The sequence below is a fragment of the Amylibacter marinus genome, assembly GCF_030160015.1.
GTDB classification, from domain to species: Bacteria; Pseudomonadota; Alphaproteobacteria; order Rhodobacterales; family Rhodobacteraceae; genus Amylibacter; species Amylibacter marinus.
This window is the reverse complement of record NZ_BSNN01000004.1, coordinates 169,941-190,386: the sequence shown is the minus strand read 5'-3', so window position 1 is coordinate 190,386 and position 20,446 is coordinate 169,941. Positions and strand designations below refer to the sequence as shown.

17 protein-coding genes are annotated in these 20,446 nt (G+C 52.2%); all 17 read left to right on the top strand.

Annotated elements, in window-relative coordinates; genetic code table 11:
- The first annotated feature begins 69 nt into the window (after positions 1–69).
- The 17 genes from QQL62_RS08145 to QQL62_RS08065 all read left to right on the top strand — a co-directional run bounded on the left by QQL62_RS08145 (position 70) and on the right by QQL62_RS08065 (position 20,439).
- Positions 70–2,031, top strand: coding sequence for an AMP-binding protein (locus QQL62_RS08145; RefSeq protein ID WP_284377625.1), 1,962 nt, complete (start codon positions 70–72; stop codon positions 2,029–2,031).
- Positions 2,028–2,840, top strand: coding sequence for an ABC transporter ATP-binding protein (locus QQL62_RS08140; protein WP_284377623.1), 813 nt, complete (start codon positions 2,028–2,030; stop codon positions 2,838–2,840). Before QQL62_RS08145 ends, QQL62_RS08140 begins: the two co-directional genes overlap by 4 nt.
- A gap of 36 nt (positions 2,841–2,876) precedes the next feature.
- A complete protein-coding gene (locus QQL62_RS08135) occupies positions 2,877–3,875 on the top strand; it encodes a branched-chain amino acid ABC transporter permease (protein WP_284377622.1) in 999 nt (332 codons plus the stop codon).
- Between the two features lie 2 nt (positions 3,876–3,877).
- Positions 3,878–4,954, top strand: a complete 1,077-nt coding sequence (locus QQL62_RS08130; protein WP_284377619.1) for a branched-chain amino acid ABC transporter permease — start codon at positions 3,878–3,880, stop codon at positions 4,952–4,954.
- A 59-nt stretch (positions 4,955–5,013) separates the two neighbouring features.
- Complete coding sequence (locus tag QQL62_RS08125) at positions 5,014–6,300, top strand: ABC transporter substrate-binding protein (RefSeq protein WP_284377617.1); 1,287 nt, start codon at positions 5,014–5,016, stop codon at positions 6,298–6,300.
- 55 nt (positions 6,301–6,355) lie between these two features.
- Positions 6,356–7,180 (top strand): ABC transporter ATP-binding protein, encoded by an 825-nt coding sequence (locus QQL62_RS08120; protein ID WP_284377614.1) that lies wholly within the window; start codon positions 6,356–6,358, stop codon positions 7,178–7,180.
- The gene (locus tag QQL62_RS08115) at positions 7,180–8,403 is read left to right on the top strand and encodes a phenylacetate--CoA ligase family protein (protein WP_284377612.1); all 1,224 of its coding nucleotides are present in this window, start codon (positions 7,180–7,182) and stop codon (positions 8,401–8,403) included. Before QQL62_RS08120 ends, QQL62_RS08115 begins: the two co-directional genes overlap by 1 nt.
- An 89-nt stretch (positions 8,404–8,492) precedes the next feature.
- Positions 8,493–9,107, top strand: a complete 615-nt coding sequence (locus QQL62_RS08110) for a TetR/AcrR family transcriptional regulator (RefSeq protein WP_284377610.1) — start codon at positions 8,493–8,495, stop codon at positions 9,105–9,107.
- A complete protein-coding gene (locus QQL62_RS08105) occupies positions 9,100–10,266 on the top strand; it encodes an isovaleryl-CoA dehydrogenase (protein WP_284377607.1) in 1,167 nt (388 codons plus the stop codon). Before QQL62_RS08110 ends, QQL62_RS08105 begins: the two co-directional genes overlap by 8 nt.
- On the top strand, positions 10,250–11,845 hold the full coding sequence (locus QQL62_RS08100; RefSeq protein WP_284377605.1) for an AMP-binding protein: 1,596 nt from the start codon (positions 10,250–10,252) through the stop codon (positions 11,843–11,845). Before QQL62_RS08105 ends, QQL62_RS08100 begins: the two co-directional genes overlap by 17 nt.
- Before the next feature lies 1 nt (position 11,846).
- A complete protein-coding gene (locus QQL62_RS08095; RefSeq protein WP_284377603.1) occupies positions 11,847–13,451 on the top strand; it encodes a carboxyl transferase domain-containing protein in 1,605 nt (534 codons plus the stop codon).
- Between the two features lie 9 nt (positions 13,452–13,460).
- Positions 13,461–15,422, top strand: a complete 1,962-nt coding sequence (locus tag QQL62_RS08090) for an acetyl/propionyl/methylcrotonyl-CoA carboxylase subunit alpha (protein ID WP_284377601.1) — start codon at positions 13,461–13,463, stop codon at positions 15,420–15,422.
- A complete protein-coding gene (locus tag QQL62_RS08085) occupies positions 15,419–16,285 on the top strand; it encodes a hydroxymethylglutaryl-CoA lyase (protein ID WP_284377599.1) in 867 nt (288 codons plus the stop codon). The genes QQL62_RS08090 and QQL62_RS08085 overlap by 4 nt, the downstream gene beginning before the upstream one ends.
- Position 16,286: 1 nt before the next feature.
- The gene (locus QQL62_RS08080) at positions 16,287–17,051 is read left to right on the top strand and encodes an enoyl-CoA hydratase-related protein (RefSeq protein WP_284377597.1); all 765 of its coding nucleotides are present in this window, start codon (positions 16,287–16,289) and stop codon (positions 17,049–17,051) included.
- The gene (locus QQL62_RS08075; RefSeq protein ID WP_284377595.1) at positions 17,048–18,229 is read left to right on the top strand and encodes a thiolase family protein; all 1,182 of its coding nucleotides are present in this window, start codon (positions 17,048–17,050) and stop codon (positions 18,227–18,229) included. The genes QQL62_RS08080 and QQL62_RS08075 overlap by 4 nt, the downstream gene beginning before the upstream one ends.
- Before the next feature lie 18 nt (positions 18,230–18,247).
- Complete coding sequence (locus QQL62_RS08070; RefSeq protein WP_284377593.1) at positions 18,248–19,399, top strand: acyl-CoA dehydrogenase family protein; 1,152 nt, start codon at positions 18,248–18,250, stop codon at positions 19,397–19,399.
- Positions 19,396–20,439, top strand: a complete 1,044-nt coding sequence (locus QQL62_RS08065; RefSeq protein ID WP_284377592.1) for an enoyl-CoA hydratase/isomerase family protein — start codon at positions 19,396–19,398, stop codon at positions 20,437–20,439. Before QQL62_RS08070 ends, QQL62_RS08065 begins: the two co-directional genes overlap by 4 nt.
- The last annotated feature ends 7 nt before the right edge of the window (positions 20,440–20,446 follow it).

The following is a 20,446-nucleotide window of genomic DNA, read 5'->3' as shown; positions in this document are numbered from 1 at the left end:
TAAGGTAACGATAATGTAACCCAAGATTCGGTAGCTTTGGGTGCGTCGATTGACGTTTTGGGAGGATACATGACCAAAGAAAACAAAGGCCAATCACTGGATACTATTCCAAAGCTATTGGCACGAAATGCACAACTGTTCGCCGATGCGCCCGCGTATCGAGAGAAAGAATTCGGAATCTGGCAAAGCTGGACATGGGCCGAGGCAGAACAGGAAATCACTAATCTGGCTCTAGGATTTTTAACCATTGGCGCTGAAAAGGGCGACCACATAGCAATTGTGGGGCGCAATCGCCCCTATTTCTATTGGGCGATCGTTGCGGCCCAAATGATAGGCGCGGTGCCGGTGCCGGTGTATAAAGACGCGGTTGCCGAGGAGATGGCCTACGTCTTGGATCATTGTTCGGCGCGCTTTGTTGTGGCCGAAGATCAAGAGCAGGTCGATAAGGTTGTTGACGTTATGGATCAGATTAAAACTCTGAAATCCATCATCTATCTTGATCCGCGCGGCATGCGTAAATACGATAGAAGTGCCTTGTTTGATTTTCACGATCTGCAAAAGCAAGGGCAGGCTACTGCATCTGAAAAGCTGTCAGAGCTAAAGAAGCGCATTCAGGAGCAAAACTCCTCAGATACCTGCGTTATGCTATATACATCGGGTACAACAGGTCGCCCCAAAGGGGTTGTGCTATCCAATCAAAACATTGTGGAAACGGGTCGCGCTACGGCGGAATTCGATGGTCTGCGCTCCACTGATAGTGTGTTGGCATACCTACCTATGGCATGGGTTGGGGATTTCATTTTCTCGGTCGCTCAGGCCTATAATATTGGATTTTGCGTTTGTTGCCCCGAAAGTGAGGAAACAATGCAGGAGGGTTTGGTTGAATCTGGGCCCAGCTATTTCTTCGCTACACCGCGTTATTTCGAAGGGTTGCTAACCTCGGTGCAGATCCGCATGGAAGATGCGGGCCGCTTTAAGCGCTGGGCGTTCCACACCTTTATGGGTCATGCTAAGGATATTGGCCCAAAATTGCTGGATGGAAAACCAGTCGGCGTTGTAGATCGGTTGAAATACCGCCTTGGTCGTTTGTTGGTTATTGATCCGCTGAAAAATTCTCTTGGGTTAAGCCGAATGCGGGTGGGTTATACTGCGGGTGAAGCGATTGGGCCGGAGCTGTTCGATTTCTATCGTTCGCTGGGGATCAACCTGAAGCAGCTGTATGGTCAAACTGAAGCTAGTGTGTTTATTACACAACAAAAAGATGGTGAAGTACGCGCGGATACCGTTGGTACGCCGTCACCGGGTGTTGAGTTGAAGATCACCGACAGCGGCGAGGTGTTCTACCGTTCGCCTGGTTCGTTTGTGTGCTATTATAATAATGAGAAAAGCACCAAAGAGACCAAAGATTCCGAAGGCTGGGTTGCCACTGGGGATGCTGGGTTCATCGAACCGGAAAGCGGCCAGTTGCGCATAATCGACCGCGCCAAGGATGTTGGCAAGATGAAGGACGGGTCAATGTTTGCCCCGAAATTTGTCGAAAACAAGCTGAAGTTCTATGCAAATATTCTAGAGGCCGTTGTCCTTGGGAATGGCAAAGATACCTGTGTGGCCTTCATTAATATCGATTTGAATGCGGTGGGTAGCTGGGCAGAGCGCAATAATATTGCCTATGCGTCCTATCAAGAATTGGCGGCCCATCCTGAGGTTTATCAGATGATTCAGGCCAATATTGAAGAGACGAATAGGTCGGTTGCAACTGATCCGTTCCTGTCGGGATGTCAGATTCATCGGTTTATCATTTTGCATAAGGAATTAGATGCAGATGACGGTGAGTTAACCCGTACCCTAAAGGTACGCCGTAATGTCATCGAGGAAAGATATGCCGATTTGATCAACGCGATATATGATGGATCGACAACCGTTTCCACCGAAACCGAGGTCACCTACGAAGATGGCCGTAAGGGTAAAATATCTGCGACCCTAGAAATTCGCAATACAGAGACATTTGAACGCAAGCAGGTGGCAGCATGAACACGCAATCCTATGTAACGGCCGATGGGCGCACCATTGGGCCGGCGGTAATGGAGATGAAAAACATCACCTTACGGTTTGGCGGTGTGGTGGCCATTAAGGACATCTCTTTTGATATCCGACAGGGCGAAATTCGCGCGATCATTGGGCCAAATGGGGCCGGTAAATCATCGATGTTGAATGTGATGAATGGCTTTTATCACCCGCAAGAGGGCGAAGTGATGTTCCATGGCACGAAACGCCGTGCCATGCGTCCGCATCAGATTGCCCATCAGGGTATCGCGCGTACATTCCAAAACATTGCCTTGTTTAAGGGAATGTCTACCTTGGACAACATCATGACGGGCCGTTTGACCCATATGAAATCGGGCCTGTTGCGCCAGATGGTTTGGTGGGGTGCTTCTGAACGCGACGAGGTGAAGAATCGCGAAGTCGTCGAAAAAATAATCGACTTTCTCGAAATTCAGGCCATTCGTAAAACGCCGGTTGGCCGCCTGCCTTATGGGTTACAAAAGCGAGTAGAGCTTGCCCGTGCACTGGCCGCAGAGCCAAAGCTATTGTTGCTGGATGAGCCAATGGCGGGAATGAATGTTGAAGAAAAAGAAGACATGTCGAGATTTATTCTGGATGTGAATGATGAATTTGGCACGACAATTGCCCTGATTGAACATGACATGGGGGTGGTGATGGATATCGCTGATCGTGTTGTGGTGATGGATTATGGCAAGAAAATTGGTGATGGCACCCCAGAAGAGGTGCGCACCAATCAGAATGTAATTGATGCCTATTTGGGGGTTGCGCATGACTAAGAACTTGAAAAATAACTATAGATACGGGGCGATGTTATGAGCGCTGGATTTTATTTTGGTGTCGAGGTCTTCCTAAACGGGCTGATGGCTGGGGTGATGTATTCACTGGTTGCTTTGGGTTTTGTTTTGATTTTCAAGGCCTCTGGAATTTTCAATTATGCGCAGGGCGTTATGGCCCTGTTCGCGGCCCTAACCTTGGTTGGGTTTCAGTCAGGGCAGATCCCGTTTGCGCATTTGATAAATGCTGTATTCGGCACAGAGCTGCATCATTTTGGGTGGAAAATGCCCACGATACTGGCATTGATTTTCACTCTTATGGTGATGATCCTATTCGCCTTCTTGGTCGAGAAATTTATCCTGAAGCATTTGGTTAACCAAGAGCCGATTATTCTGTTTATGGCCACCATTGGGCTGGCCTATTTCATGGAAGGTTTTGGCGATCTAATGTGGGGGTCTGAAATCAAGAAGCTGGATATCGGCATTCCACAGGGTGGTAATTTCTGGCTCGAGGAAAAAACCGCTACTTTAGGTGGGGATGGTTTCTATGGGTTCTACCTAGATAACCTAGACATCTGGGCCACGGTTTGTGCGATCATCTTGGTGGCTTCGTTGGTTGTGTTCTCGCAATACACCAAAACAGGCCGCGCCCTGCGTGCGGTGGCCGATGATCATCAGGCGGCGCTATCGGTAGGTATATCCCTGCGGGCTATCTGGGTGATTGTCTGGTCAATCGCTGGGTTCGTGGCATTGATTGCTGGGATCATGTGGGGCTCGAAATCGGGGGTACAGTTCTCGCTATCGTTGATCGCCCTAAAGGCATTGCCGGTTTTGATGTTGGGTGGCTTCACTTCTATCCCTGGGGCAATCATTGGTGGATTGATCATTGGGGTCGGTGAAAAGATGTTTGAATTTCTAATCGGGGCGCCCTTTCTTGGGGGGGCTACGGAGAACTGGTTTGCCTATATGCTGGCGCTGTTGTTCCTAGTGTTCCGTCCCCAAGGCCTGTTTGGCGAAAAAATCATTGAGAGGGTATAATCATGTTCTATCGCGAAGCAGGTGAGTTTAAGACAACCTATGCAAAGGACCAACAAACGTTTCCAATCGCATTGGATAGATGGGGCTACTTTATAACCTTGGCCCTAGCCTTTCTGGCGGTACCGTTTTTCATAAACGATTACTGGGCAAATGCGGTTGTTTTACCATTCCTGATCTATGTGATCGCGGCCTTGGGATTGAATATCCTGACAGGATATTGCGGTCAGGTCAGCCTAGGAACGGGTGGTTTTATGGCTGTGGGCGCTTATGCATCCTACAAGCTTATGACGGCCTTCCCAGACCTAAACATCGTATTCGTGATCCTATTGTCTGGTGGTATCACGGCCCTTGTGGGGATGTTGTTTGGTCTGCCAAGTCTGCGGATTAAAGGCTTCTATCTGGCGGTTGCCACACTGGCGGCCCAGTTTTTCCTAGTCTGGCTGTTCAACAAGGTGCCATGGTTCTACAACTACTCAGCATCAGGTCAAATTTCAGCACCAGAGCGCACCCTATTTGGCCAAGCGGTCACAGGTGCCAATGCGGTGCCCGCAATTAGCTATCTGTTCTGCCTTGTGTTTGTTGTGGTACTGGCTTGGGCCGCGCGCAACCTAACTCGCGGTGCGAATGGGCGCAAATGGATGGCCATTCGCGATATGGATATCGCTGCCGAGATCATCGGGGTGAACCCGCTGAAAACCAAGCTTACTGCCTTCGGTGTTAGCTCGTTTTATATCGGGGTTTCAGGGGCGCTGTTGTTTGCGGTGTATTTGGGTGCGGCCGAGGTGGGCGAGGCCTTTGGGATTAACAAATCCTTCTTGGTCTTGTTTATGATTATCATCGGCGGGCTAGGATCTATTTTTGGCTCGTTCGCTGGGGCTGCATTTATGGTGCTGATGCCGGTACTGCTGAAAAATATCATGGTAGGGCAGTTTGGCTTTCCTACGGATATCGCAGCACATTTCGAGTTTGTCATCGTCGGAGGTCTGATCGTGGTGTTCCTAATTGTGGAGCCTCATGGGCTGGCGATGCTTTGGCGGATTGCCAAAGAGAAGCTCAGACTGTGGCCGTTCCCACACTAATAAGAACAAACAGCGCAAGTCGCGCAATAAGATATGTCAAAATCAGGGAGGATAAAGACATGAGAATAACCAAACTAGCCGCTGCAGCCGTGGCGGTAACTATGGCCGCAGCACCCGTGATGGCGGATCTCGTTTTTCCATCGCTTAGCTATCGTACTGGCCCCTATGCGGCGAATGGTATCCCCTTCGCTGATGGGTATGAGGATTACTTCACATTGGTAAATGCCCGTGACGGAGGAATCGGGGGGGTTCCTGCGCGTGTGGTAAAATGCGAAACTGGCTATAACACCGAAAAAGGTGTGGAATGCTATGAAAGCACCAAAGGTGAAGGCGCATTGGTCTATCAGCCGCTGTCTACGGGTATCACTTATCAGTTGATCCCAAAGGCAACTGCCGATGGAATTCCCGTACACTCTATGGGCTATGGTCGTACATCTGCCGCAAACGGCAAAGTGTTCTCTAACATCTTTAACTACCCTGCCAACTATTGGAACGGTGCATCATTGGCCGTGAACCACATCTTGGATGAAAATGGTGGTGACATTAAAGGTAAGAAGATTGCGTTGCTGTACCACAACTCTGCCTACGGCAAAGAGCCAATTCGCACCTTGGAAGAGCTGGCTAAAAAGCATGGCTATGATCTAAGCTTGCTAGCGGTTGATCATCCTGGCCAGGAGCAAAAATCACAGTGGCTGCAAATCCGTCGTGAAAAGCCTGACTACGTGTTGATGTGGGGCTGGGGCGTGATGAACCAAGTCGCGATTCAAGAAGCTGCGAACATTCGCTTCCCTATGGATAATTTCATCGGCGTTTGGTGGTCAGGTTCTGAGGTGGATGTTGTCCCCGCAGGCGAAGGCGCAAATGGCTACAAAGCTTTGGCGATGCACGCAGTGGGCGACGATTTCCCAGTGTTCGATGATTTGCGCAAGTACGTAGTCGATGCGGGTACTGCCGCAGGTGCTGGCGATCAGCTGGGTACAGTTTTGTATAACCGCGGAATGTACGCGGCTATGTTGGCTGTAGAAGCGGCCAAAACAGCACAGGCCCTTCACGGCGTTGCAGAAATTAACCCTGCACAGATGCGTGATGGAATGGAAGCGCTTGAAATGACAGAGGCGAAAATGGCGGCATTAGGCATGCCTGGTTTCGGCCCTGAATTCACCGTTACCTGTGAAAATCACGGTGGCCCTGGTCTAGGTGCAGTTCAGCAATGGAATGCCACTGACAAGACATGGTCATTGATCAGTGATTATGGCCCCTCTGATATGGAGGTTATCGGCAAGCTGATCATGGAAGACAGCTCCGCCTTTGCCGCAGAGAACAACATCTCAGAGAGCTGTAACTAATAATAACCGGTCTTGGCCATAGTGGCCAAGACCTCTGATAAAGGAGTAGGATACTGTGCTGGACACGACCGAACCCACCGAGACACTGCTCGAAGTGAACAATATCGAGGTGATTTATAATCACGTTATTCTTGTGCTTAAAGGTGTAAGCCTTTCTGTACCCAAAGGCGGCATTACGGCCCTATTGGGCGGCAATGGCGCGGGGAAAACCACAACCCTGAAAGCTATTTCAAACCTTCTACACTCAGAGCGTGGCGAGGTGACCAAGGGAAGCATCAGCTATCGCAATGCACCTGTTGCCGATCTAAATCCTTCCGCCTTGGTGAAAAAAGGCGTGATTCAGGTGATGGAGGGCCGTCATTGTTTCGAGCACCTGACCATTGAAGAGAATCTGATGACTGGTGCCTATACACGTGGCGCTGGACGCGGTGAAATCGCTAAAGATTTGGAAATGGTCTATGAATATTTCCCGCGCTTGCGCGAACGACGCAAAAGCCAAGCAGGCTATACCTCGGGTGGTGAACAACAAATGTGTGCCATCGGGCGTGCATTGATGTCCCGACCAGAGACAGTGCTGCTGGACGAGCCTAGCATGGGACTGGCACCGCAGTTGGTCGAAGAGATATTTGGGATCGTTAAGGATTTGAACGAACGCGAGGGTGTTTCGTTTCTACTGGCGGAGCAAAATACCAATGTGGCGCTGCGTTTTGCGCATTATGGCTATATTTTGGAATCCGGGCGCGTGGTTATGGATGGCCCTGCCGACGAGTTGCGCGAAAATCCCGACGTAAAAGAGTTTTATCTAGGTATGTCAGACGACGGCCGCAAATCGTTTAGGGATGTTAGATCCTATCGTCGTCGCAAAAGGTGGCTCAGCTAATGGGGCGTTATTACAGTGATTTAGAAACCAGATCTGAGGACCAACGTGCTCAAGATCTGGCGCAAGATCTGCCGCGCCAAGTGGCTAATGCCCAAAAAAACTCGCGCGGTTATGGTGATACGCTCCAAGGCTTTGATCCTGCATCGATTAACTCGCGCGAGGCACTGGCTGAATTACCGGTTCTACGCAAATCTGCGTTAGTTCATGCGCAACAGTCCATTCCCCCCTTTGGGGGATATGAGGCGGTTGGTATGGACAGCATACACCAAGTGTTTCAATCCCCTGGCCCGATTTATGAAATGGGTCAGCGGAACACAGATTGGTGGCGGTTCGCGCGGTTTCTGTCTGCGCTTGATATTGGCGCAGGTGATGTGGTGCAAAATACATTTTCCTATCACTTTACCCCAGCTGGCATGATGTTTGAAAATGCCGCTAGTGCGGTAGGTGCTACGGTCTTTCCTGCGGGCCCTGGGCAGACAGAGCTTCAGGCAAGGGCAGCGGCCGACTTGGGGGTAACCACCTATGTGGGAACCCCCGATTACCTGAATTCGATATTGTCGAAGGGCGACGAGCTAGGGCTTGATCTGTCTAAGATCACCAAGGCAGCCGTCAGCGGTGGCCCACTGTTTCCGCAGCTGCGCAAAACCTATAGTGATCGAGGGATCAAATGCCTTCAGGCCTATGCGACGGCGGATTTGGGCAATGTGGCCTATGAAACCATTGCAGATGATGGATTGGTTGTAGACGAAGGCGTTATTGTCGAAATCGTAATGCCGGGAACGGGTATTCCCGTCGCGGATGGCGAGATAGGCGAAGTTCTGGTGACCAGTTTGAATCCTGATTATCCGCTTCTGCGATTTGCCACTGGTGATTTGTCCTCGGTCGTATCTGGCGTTAGTGCCTGTGGTCGTACCAACATGAGGATTTCCGGTTGGAAGGGGCGCGCAGATCAGGCAACCAAGGTGAAGGGTATGTTTGTACGCCCGGAACAAATTGCCCAATTTGTCGCGCGTCACCCCGAGGTCGCGAAGGCCCGGGCCGAAGTGCGTCACGATGGTCGCAATGATCACCTGACCCTGTGCCTAGAGACGGACACAGAAGAATCATCCGAATTTGCTCAATCCGCACAAGCAGTTTTGAAGCTGCGTGCAGATATTACACTATGTGCCAAAGGCAGTTTGCCGAACGATGGCCTAGTGATTGCAGATCTAAGAGATTTTTAAGCGCATATAACCTGTAGACGAAAGGGTTGACTCTGCAATTCTTTCGATCTATTTAAAAGAACGAACGTTCATTTAATTAATGGGTAACCATGGCGCGCATCAAGGGATCAGATGGAAGAAGGACAGCGGAACGCATCCTGAGAGAGGCGTTACCGCTGATCGCTCAGCGCGGATATTCTGCTGTTTCGATGCGTATGATTGCTGGCGCGGTCGGAGTGAATGTGGGGGCTATCTACAATCACTTTGCGAACAAACAGCAAATCCTAGTGCGTCTAATGTCAGATCATATGGATGGCCTACAGGGCAGCTGGGATGCCTTGGATGCATCTGATCTAAATCCCGCAGAACAACTGGAACAGTTCGTGCGCTATCACATCGGCTATAACATCGTGCGCGGCGATGACGTCTTTATCTCATTTATGGAATTGCGCTCGCTAGAGCCACGCAGCCATCGCCTGATTGAGGGCAAAAGACGCGCCTACGAAGATGTGGTGCGAAAGATTATCCGTGATGGAGAAGAGAGCGGTATTTTTGATGTCGAAGATGCTCATGTAGCCGCCATGTCGGTGCTAGGCTCCTTGATCGGGGTAAATACATGGTACCGCGCCAAAGGTCGCCTGACACAGGCGCAAATCGAAGATTTTTATGTGGCAATGACCCTACGCAGTGTTGGGTATATCCACCAAGGAGACAGTGATGTTTGATGCAACGATGAATTTTAACCTAGGTGACGACATTGACGCGTTGCGTGAAACTGTGCGCAGATTTGCGGCAGATGAAATCGCACCACGCGCCGCCGAAATTGACGCCAGCAATGAGTTCCCCATGGATCTATGGGAAAAGATGGGCGCATTGGGCCTGCATGGGATTACTGTCCCAGAAGAAGACGGTGGCGTGGATATGGGCTACTTGGCTCATTGTATCGCGATCGAGGAAATCAGCCGCGCCAGCGCGTCTGTTGGACTGTCTTATGGCGCGCATTCCAACCTATGTGTTAATCAGATCAACCGCTGGGGCACCCCAGAGCAAAAGCAAAAATACCTGCCAAAGCTAATTTCGGGCGAACATGTTGGATCATTAGCAATGTCCGAGCCAGGTGCCGGGTCCGATGTGGTTTCGATGAAGTTGCGCGCAGACAAGAAAAACGACGGGTTCGTTCTGAATGGCAATAAAATGTGGATCACCAATGGCCCAGATGCAAGCACGCTAATTGTCTATGCAAAAACTGATCCGGATGCTGGCCCCAAGGGAATCACCGCCTTTTTGATTGAACGCGGCATGGAGGGTTTCTCTACAGCGCAAAAGTTAGACAAGCTGGGCATGCGCGGATCTAATACCTGTGAGCTGGTTTTCCAGGATTGTTTTGTGCCGTTTGAAAATATTCTGGCTGAGGAAGGCAAGGGCGTAAACGTCTTGATGTCAGGTCTGGATTACGAACGCGTAACGCTGGCGGCGGGGCCAATTGGCATTATGGCCGCGGCATTGGATATCGTGGTTCCCTATGTGCACGAGCGCGAGCAATTCGGAAAGCCGATCGGAACATTTCAACTGATGCAGGGTAAACTGGCCGATATGTATACCACCATGAATGCATGCAGGGCCTATGTTTATGCGGTGGCGCAGGGCTGTGATCGCGGCGAAACATCGCGCAAAGATAGCGCAGGGTGCATATTGTACGCCGCCGAGAAGGCCACGCAGGTGGCGCTGGATTCCATCCAATGTCTTGGTGGAAATGGTTACATCAACGACTATGCAACAGGGCGACTGTTGCGCGACGCCAAGCTCTATGAGATTGGCGCTGGCACATCTGAAATTCGACGCATGTTGATTGGGCGTGAACTGTTTAATGAAACAGCTCCCTAAGATGCTGGGACAGCCTACCTCTCTTGATCACTTGCACGCTGATTTTCGCTGGGACATTCCGCATGCCTATAACATGGGTGTTGATGTCTGTGATAAATGGGCGGCGACGGATCCTGAGCGGGTGGCGATCATTGATCTAGAGTGTGGGTCTCGCATCACCTTTGCGCAGTTAAAAAAAATGTCGGATACCTTGGCCATGGAATTGCGGGCCAAGGGCATCGGCTTTGGTGATCCCGTGGGTGTCTTGCGCAGCCAATCTGCATGGACTGCTGCGGCGCATATCGCCATCTGGAAGCTCGGCGCGATTTCAATGCCCCTATTTGGCCTATTTCGCGCAGAGGCATTGAAAATGAGGTTGAGCGACTCCGCCGCAAAAGTGGTGGTCAGCGAACCAGATTTTGCGCAAAATATCCTTGGTATTCGCAGACAGTTGCCCGATCTAGCGCATGTGATAATCCCAGAGACAATGGCGGATCGCCCAGCGTTGCGTAATTTTGTACCTGAACAGACCAGCGCCGAAGACCCTGCATTGTTGATTTATACCTCGGGAACAACGGGTGACCCCAAAGGCGCGTTGTTGGCGCAGCGTGTTCTGTTGGGCCATTTACCTGGTGTTGAGATGAGCCATAACTTTCTCCCCCAAGCATCGGATCGTTTCTGGACACCCGCGGATTGGGCATGGATCGGGGGTCTGTTAGATGTTTTGATGCCTGCTCTGCATCATGGGATATCTGTCGTTGCCAAACGTATGGCGAAATTTGATGCCCAGGCCTGCAAACAGTTGATCGAGGAAAATGCGGTGCGCAACGTATTTTTCCCACCTACGGTTCTGAAAGTGTTGAAATCGGAACAGACACAGATCAAGGGGCTGCGCTCGGTTGCCTCTGGTGGTGAGCCGCTGGGCGAAGAGCTGTTGGCATGGGGACGCACGGCGCTAGGGCTAGAAATCAACGAATTTTATGGGCAAACCGAATGCAACATGACGGTTAGCGCATGTGGGGATATTTATGAAACACCCGCTGGCTCTACAGGCAGGGCGGTGATTGGCCATCGGGTTTCAGTGCTGGATGCGGATGGGAATGAAACCATGGAAGAGGGCGAAATCGCCGTTCACCGCGATAGCCCATCTATGATGCTGAAATATTGGAAAAACCCAATAGCGACATCCGATAAATACTCATCAGATTGGATGTTGACCGGAGATCGCGGCGTATTGCGCGATGGCTTTGTCTACTTCCTTGGTCGCGATGATGATGTGATCAGCTCGGCTGGCTATCGTATCGGCCCTAGCATGATAGAAAATTGCCTACTTGGTCATCCTGCGGTTTTGATGGCGGCCGTGGTGGGCAAGCCAGATGAAAGCCGCGGCGAGATCGTGAAGGCATATGTGAAAATTCATCCTGATTTCAAAGCCAACTCCAATTTGGAGCAGGAATTGAAAGACTGGGTGCGCTCACGCCTAGCGGCGCACGAGTATCCCAGAGAAGTCAGCTTTGTAGAGGATCTGCCTATGACCATTACAGGCAAAATAATACGAAAAATCTTGAAACAGCGCGCATGCGCAGAGGCGGAGAATTGAGATGGCGAAATTAATTTCGAAAATTTCACCCCAATCGCAGGAGTTCCATGAAAACACTGCGGCTAACCAAAAACATCTGGATGCGATTTCGCAAATTGCCCAGCGCATTTCCTTGGGGGGGCGGCAATCCTCCCGAGATCGCCATGTAGCACGGGGAAAATTGTTACCGCGCGACCGTGTAGCGGGGCTGTTGGATGCAGGATCCGAGTTCCTAGAGGTTGGGCTTTTTGCCGCCGAGGGCGTCTATGATACAGATCTACCCTCTGCTGGTGTGATCGCTGGTATTGGTCAAGTGATGGGGCGCATGTGTATGATCCTGTGCAACGATGCCACTGTGAAGGGCGGGACCTATTTCCCCCTAACTGTGAAAAAGCATCTGCGTGCCCAAGAGATCGCCGAAGAGAATAACCTGCCCTGCATATACCTGGTTGATAGTGGCGGTGCGAACCTGCCTAATCAAGATGAAGTATTCCCTGACAAAGAGCATTTTGGCCGCATTTTCTTCAATCAGGCCCGCATGAGCGCCAAAGGCATTACGCAAATCGCCGTGGTGATGGGGTCTTGTACCGCAGGGGGGGCTTATGTACCGGCGATGTCTGATCAGACAATCATTGTAAAGGAACAGGGTACCATTTTCCTAGCGGGCCCGCCCCTTGTGAAAGAGGCAACCGGTGCGGTGGTTGACGCCGAAACATTGGGTGGCGGTGATACCCACACGCGCCTATCTGGTGTGGCCGATTATTTGGCCGAAGATGATGGTCATGCGTTGGCGCTGGCCCGCGAAATCGTTGGCAATCTCGAACCGGTCGCGGAGATCGAGGGGCGCCGCCCTGCGGTCGAGCCAGCCTACGATCGCGATGAACTGTTGGGCGTAGTTCCCAAGGATGCAAAAACCCCATTTGATGTGCGCGAAATCATCGCCCGTATTGTGGATGGATCAGAATTCGAAGAGTTCAAAGCGCGGTTTGGCACCACCCTGATTTGCGGATTTGCCTATATTGATGGAATGCGGGTTGGAATTATCGCCAACAACGGCGTGCTGTTTTCCGAAAGCAGCCAAAAAGGAGCGCATTTCATTCAGTTATGTTGCAAGCGCAAAACCCCGCTGTTGTTCCTGCAAAATATCACGGGCTTTATGGTTGGCCAAAAATACGAGGCAGGTGGTATCGCCAAGGATGGGGCGAAACTGGTGGCCGCTGTTTCTTGTGCCAATGTACCAAAGGTCACGGTGGTGGTCGGCGGGTCTTATGGCGCGGGCAACTACGGGATGTGTGGGCGCGCCTTTAGCCCTAGGTTTATGTGGATGTGGCCCAATTCCAAAATTTCGGTGATGGGGGGTGAACAGGCGGCAGGCGTGATGGCGACCGTGACCAGAACGGCGATCGAGGCCAAGGGTGGCACGTTTAGCGATGCACAAGAAGTGGCCCTGAAACAGCCGATACTGGATCAATTTGAAGAACAATCAACCCCGGTTTATGCCTCGGCACGCCTTTGGGATGATGGGATTATTGACCCTAGAAAAACACGTGATGTTGTTGCGCTGTCCTTGCGCGCTGCATTGAATCAATCAATTTCAGACACCGCCTTTGGCGTGTTTCGGATGTAGGGGATGGCTATGTTTACGAAAATTTTGGTGGCGAACCGCGGTGAAATTGCCTGCCGCATCTTTGAAACAGCGCAGAAAATGCGGATCAATACCGTTGCGGTATATTCTGATGCTGATGCCCAGAGCAGACATGTGCGTATGGCGGATCAGGCGGTTCATATTGGTGGTTCAGCCGCCAGTGACAGCTATTTGTTGGGGGCCCGTATTATACAGGCGGCATTGGATACCGGCGCTCAGGCGATTCACCCCGGGTATGGGTTTTTGTCCGAGAACCCAGATTTCGCTCAGGCCGTAGCCGATGCGGGTTTGGTCTTTGTGGGCCCAAGCCCCGAATCCATTCGCAAGATGGGCCTAAAGGATGAGGCAAAGCGCCTGATGGAACAAGCAGGCGTTCCCGTTGTGCCCGGGTATCACGGCGCAGAACAAGAGGCATCCTTTCTGGCGCAAGAGGCCGAAAAGATTGGGTATCCTGTGATGATCAAGGCCCGCGCTGGGGGCGGGGGCAAGGGCATGCGCTTGGTCGAGAAACCTGCGGATTTCGCCGCCGCTTTGGCTTCAGCCGCTAGCGAAGGGCAGGCCAGCTTTGGTGACAGCCATGTATTGATTGAAAAATTCATAACCGCCCCGCGTCACATCGAGGTACAGGTTTTTGGCGATACCCATGGCAATGTGGTGCATTTGTTCGAGCGGGATTGTTCGCTTCAGCGCCGCCACCAAAAAGTGATCGAAGAGGCCCCGGCGCCCGATATGCCGCTGGATGTACGCGATGCGATGACAACAGCGGCCATAAATGCTGCACGCCAAATTGACTATGTAGGCGCGGGCACGATCGAATTTATCGTTGATGGATCTGGGCCGCTGCGCAAGGATGGGTTCTGGTTCATGGAAATGAACACCCGCCTACAGGTAGAACACCCGGTAACCGAGGAAATCACGGGCCAAGATTTGGTCGAGTGGCAGCTGATGGTGGCCAGTGGTGCGCCAATGCCCAAGGCTCAGGATCAACTGGAAATTTCCGGCCATGCATTAGAAGCACGTATCTATGCCGAGGATCCACGGGATCAGTTTAAGCCAACTCCTGGCCCATTGAATGTACTGCAATTTGGTACAGGATGCCGTGTGGAAACGGGGGTAGAAGCAGGTGATTTGGTCAGCCCCTACTACGATCCTATGATCGCCAAGCTGGTCACCCATGCGCCAACCCGAGCCCAAGCAATTGCCCAGCTAGATGCAGGCCTAAAGGGTACCCTGTGCTTGGGTCCTAAAACAAATGTGGATTTTCTGACCGCTCTAAATGGCTCAGAAAAGTTTGGTGCGGCGCAGTTGGATACGGGTCTAATTGATCGTGATTTGGCACAGCTGGTTAGCTATCGCCCGCCCAGTGCTCTGGCCTTGCTTACGGCCTGTGTGCATCTATCGGGTATTGATCTGACCAGCCCAACGTTGGGTTGGCGTCAGTGGGGCCAAGGGGTGCAAACATTTCAGTTAATGCACGAGGACGAGATTATCGCTCTTAAGTTGCAGTTTGAAGAAAACGGTCAGATCACTGTGCTAACGTCTGATGAAACGATCATATTGGATCAGATCCAATCGGTGGACAACCAAATGACCGCAAATGAGGATGGGCAAAAGCACCAAACTCTATGGGCAAGGCATGGCTCATCTATCACAGTTAAAACCGCTGGATGCCAATATGATTTCACCGCCTTTGACGCCCTAATGCAGGCGGGCGATGATGGTCAGGGTTCTGGCCAAATTCGCGCACCAATGACGGGAACAATTACCTCGGTTCTGGTTAAGGCCGGACAAGAGGTTACCCAAGATACGCCCTTGGTCGTGGTCGAGGCGATGAAAATGGAACATGTGATCAAGGCTCCGTTTGATGGCGTGATCAACGAGGTGTTCTGCACGGCAGGCTCTGCGGTGGATGATGGTGCCGATCTCTTGGTATTAAGCGAGGCCGAGGAATGAGCGACACCGTTACCATTTTCGAGGTCGGCCCCAGAGATGGGTTGCAAAACGAGAGCAATCTTGTGCCAGCCGCGCAAAAAATCGCGTTGATTGATTTGCTGTCACGATCTGGTTTACGCCAGATCGAGGCCACCAGTTTTGTTTCCCCGAAGTGGGTGCCACAGATGGCCGATGCCGCCGAGGTAATGGCGGGTATTTCGCGTGTAGATGATGTAACCTATTCGGTTCTTACCCCCAACATGCGTGGATTAACCGCGGCCCTAGAGGCGCGGGCGGATAGCGCGGCAATTTTTGGCGCCGCATCAGAAAGTTTTAGTCAGAAAAACATCAACTGCTCGATCAAGGAAAGCCTTGCGCGGTTTAGGCCGGTGTCTGAGGCGGCATTGAGCGCGGGCATTGGCCTGCGGGGGTATGTCTCTTGTGTGGTGGCCTGCCCATATGAGGGCACCATTCAGCCAGATGCGGTGCGCGATGTGGCGCTTCAGATGCTGGATATGGGGTGCCATGAAATTTCGCTGGGCGATACAATTGGCAAAGGCGGCAGCGACGATATCCGCAGACTGTTGGATGTGGTGGCGCGTGATATCGATGGCGCGCTATTGGCGGGCCACTATCATGACACAGATGGCAATGCGCTGGTCAATGTAGAGGCCTCGCTGGATTATGGATTGCGCGTCTTTGACAGCGCCATTGGGGGATTGGGCGGGTGCCCATACGCACCTGGTGCAAAGGGCAACCTGTCTACCCTATCTCTGTTTGATATGCTTAGCGACAAGGGGTGGGACACAGGTCTTGATCGCGATGCATTAATCCAAGCAGAGCAATTTATAGCGACCGCAATAGCCAGTGAAAAGGAGCAGTGAAATGTCGATGATCGAGGTAACCACTGATCAACGCGGTGTTGGGAAAATCACCTTGGCACGCAGTGAGAAGCATAACGCATTATCCAGCGAAATGATGCAAGATTTGACCCACGCCGCCATAAATCTGGCACAAGATGAAGCGGTGCGTGTGGTGGTTTTGGCGGCCCAGGGGCGTAGCTTTTGTGCGGGGGCAGATTTGAACTGGATGCGCGAACAATTGGCTTCGGATCGCGCAGGAAAAATGGAACAGGCGCAGGTATTGGCGGGCATGTTGGCCAGCCTTGACCAGTTGCCCAAGCCCCTAATCGGCTGTGTTCAAGGGAATGCATTTGGCGGTGGGCTGGGAATGATGTCGGTCTGCGATGTTGTCTTGGCCGAGCCAGATTTGAAATTCGCCCTAACGGAAACTAAGCTGGGGCTAATTCCGGCAACCATTGGCCCGTTCGTCCTGCGACGCATAGGCATGGCAGCAGCGCGGCGGGTATTCTTTACTGGAAAGGTAATGAATACATCCATGGCGCAGGATATCGGATTGGTCAGCAAAATTGTCGCCCGCGGCGATATGGAGGGGGCGTTGGAACAAGAAATCGCGCCCATGCTGCAAACCGCACCAAATGCCGTGGCACAGGCCAAGGCGCTATTGCGCCAACTCTCGGCGCAAGATGATGCAGAGGATATGCGCATAACCACCGAGGCCCTAGCCGATTGTTGGGAAACCGAAGAAGCACAAACACGTATCACAGAATTCTTGGAGAAAACTAAATGACAAATCCGATTGTAATTGTAGGCGCGGCGCGAACTCCGATGGGGGGATTTCAGGGTGATTTCGCATCAGTAGATTCCCCGAAATTGGGTGCAGCGGCGATTAAGGGCGCGCTAGAAAATGCAGGTGTCCAAGCCGAGGATATTGGCGAGGTGCTGATGGGCTGTGTGTTGCCGGCCGGATTAGGCCAAGCCCCTGCTCGGCAGGCGGCATTGGGGGCGGGGTTGCCATTGGCCACCCCCTGTACCACGGTGAACAAGGTCTGTGGGTCTGGCATGAAAACAGTGATGACCGCCCATGATCAAATCATCGCCGGATCTCAAGACGTGATGGTGGCAGGAGGCATGGAAAACATGACCCAAGCGCCCTACCTTTCTGTGAAAACCCGCAGCGGTGCGCGTCTGGGGCATGTTGAGATGAAGGATCATATGTTCTTGGATGGTCTGGAAGACGCCTATGAGGCTGGTGCCCTGATGGGGCATTTCGCAGAACGCACAGCGGCAAAATACCAGTTCACCCGCGAGGATCAGGATGAATTCGCCCTACGCTCGCTTTCAAATGCGCTAGAGGCTCAGAAAAACGACGCATTTGCTGGGGAAATCACCCCCTTTGCGGTGCGCACTCGCAAGGGTGAAACGCTGGTAGATGCGGACGAGCAGCCAGCCAAGGCCCGCCCAGAGAAAATTCCGACCTTGCGCCCGGCCTTTGCCAAGGATGGTACCGTTACGGCGGCAAATTCCTCGTCTATCTCGGATGGTGCGGCGGCGGTCGTGGTAACCAGTGCCACCGTTGCAGAACAGAAAAACCTTGCTGTGCGCGCAACAATTGTGGGCCATGCTAGCCATGCGCAAGAACCAGAATGGTTCACCACGGCACCTGTGCCTGCTGCGCAAAAATTGCTGAAAAAAATCGGCTGGGATGTCGAGGATGTTGACTTGTGGGAGGTCAACGAGGCTTTTGCCGTGGTGCCAATGGCCTTTATGCAGGAAATGGGTTTGTCGCGCGATATTGTTAACGTCAATGGTGGCGCCTGTGCGCTGGGCCACCCGATTGGCGCATCTGGTACACGCATTATCGTTACGTTGTTGAATGCCCTGGAAAAGCGCGGACTGAAACGCGGCGTTGCCGCAATTTGCATTGGTGGCGGCGAAGGTACCGCCATCGCAATTGAACGCGCATAGTGTAGCATCGGAGAAAACATGTATTTTGATTTGAGTGAAGAACAGAACCTGTATTTTGAAACCGCCTATGCGTTTGGTCAGGAACAAATCGCTCCGCATGCCTATGCTTGGGACAAGGCGGGGGAAATCCCGCGCGAAGTGCTGGCGGCCGCTGGCGAGCTGGGATTTGGGGCGATCTATGTCCCAGAAGAGCTGGGCGGTACGGGCCTATCGCGCCTAGATGCCACGCTGATTTTCGAAGGTCTGTCCATGGCATGCCCTAGTGTTGCGGCCTTTATTTCCATCCACAATATGTGCACAAATATGGTGGCCAAATATGCCACCGCATCCTTCAAGGATGCTTGGCTAGAGCGCCTGACCTCGCTACAGGCTTATGCAGCATATTGCCTGACCGAACCTGGATCGGGATCTGATGCGGCAGCACTGCGCACCAAGGCAGAGAAAACCGATGATGGTTTTGCCCTAACTGGCAACAAGGCCTTTATCTCGGGCGGCGGCTATGCGGATTTGTATTTGGTGATGTCACGCACGGGCGACCAAGGCCCCAAAGGTATTTCAACACTGGCGGTTCCCGATGGCGCAGATGGCCTATCCTTTGGCGCAGCCGAGCATAAGATGGGATGGAAGTCCCAGCCGACCGCTCAGGTTCAAATGGATGCCTGTCAGGTGCCAGCCGACCACTTGTTGGGTGAAGAGGGGCGTGGATTTAACTATGCGATGGAGGGCTTGGATGGAGGGCGGCTAAATATTGCCTCTTGTTCTTTGGGTGCGGCATCACAGGCCATGTCCATCGCCACCAAATACATGGGCGAAAGACAGGCATTTGGCCAAAGCCTTGATCAATTCCAAGCATTGCAATTTAAACTGGCTGAGATGGAAACCAAGCTACAGGCCGCGCGGGTATTCTTGCGCCAAGCTGCTTGGAAGTTGGACAACAAAGCGCCTGATGCTACCAAGCATTGCGCTATGGCCAAATTGTTTGTCACGGATCATTGTTTTGACGTAGCCAATGATGCCCTGCAGATGTTGGGGGGCTATGGCTATCTAGAGGATTACGGTATTGAAAAGCTGGTACGCGATATGCGTGTGCATCAGATCCTTGAAGGAACCAATCAAATCATGCGGATGATTATCAGCCGCGCAGTGCTGATGGAAAGAGACCGCTCATGAGCCATATGCTAACAGAAACGCGCGGGCGCGCGGGCATTGCAACGCTAAACCGCCCCGAGGCGTTGAACGCGCTTGGCCATGAGATGTGCATCTTACTAGAGGATGCCTTGAGGCGCTGGGCTAAGGCAGACGATGTCGATTTGGTGATTGTCGACAGTGTGGGCGAAAAGGCTTTTTGTGCGGGCGGAGATATCAAGAGCATCTACAACAATGCCTTGGCTGGCGAGTCTGAAAAGGCCTTTGATTTCTGGCTGGACGAGTATCGTTTGAACGCCACGATCGATACCTATTCAAAACCCTATGTTGCCATTATGGACAAAATCGTCATGGGCGGAGGAGTTGGAATTACCGCCCATGGATCGCACCGCATTGTCACCGAGCGCACGATGCTGGCAATGCCGGAATGCGCTATTGGGCTATTGCCTGATGTGGGCGGAACCCATTTGTTGGCACAGGTACCTCATGATCTGGGACTTTATGCTGGGTTAACCGGTGCGCGGCTGTCGGGCGCGGATTGTCTCTATGCGGGGCTGGCCGATTATTTCGTACCATCGGATCAGCTGCCCGCGCTAATAGAAGAACTTTCCACCACGGGTGATGTTGCTGTGATTGAAAAATATGTCACAGATCCAGGGCCATCGGATTTGCAGAGCAACTGGTCTGAATTACGCGATCTGTTCGGCCACGCCAGCGTTGCGCAAATCATGAAGGCCTGCCAATCTAGCGATAGCGCCTTGGCCGAAGCTGCGTACAAGGCGCTACAAAATGGGGCGCCTTTGTCTTTGATGGTAACCTTTGATGCTATTCGTACCGCACAGGGGCGCAATACCTTGGTGGATGCGCTGCGTCTTGAATACCGTACCTGTCGCATGGCGTTAAATGATGGAGAGTTCATTGAGGGCGTACGCGCAGCTGTGATTGACAAAGACCGCAATCCACGGTGGAAATATGCCACATTGGATAGTGTGCCCGCAACATTAACGGCCGCAATCCATGCCCCCGCACAGGGCGGCGACTTTCAGTTTAGTCCAGAAAATTAGGAGACTA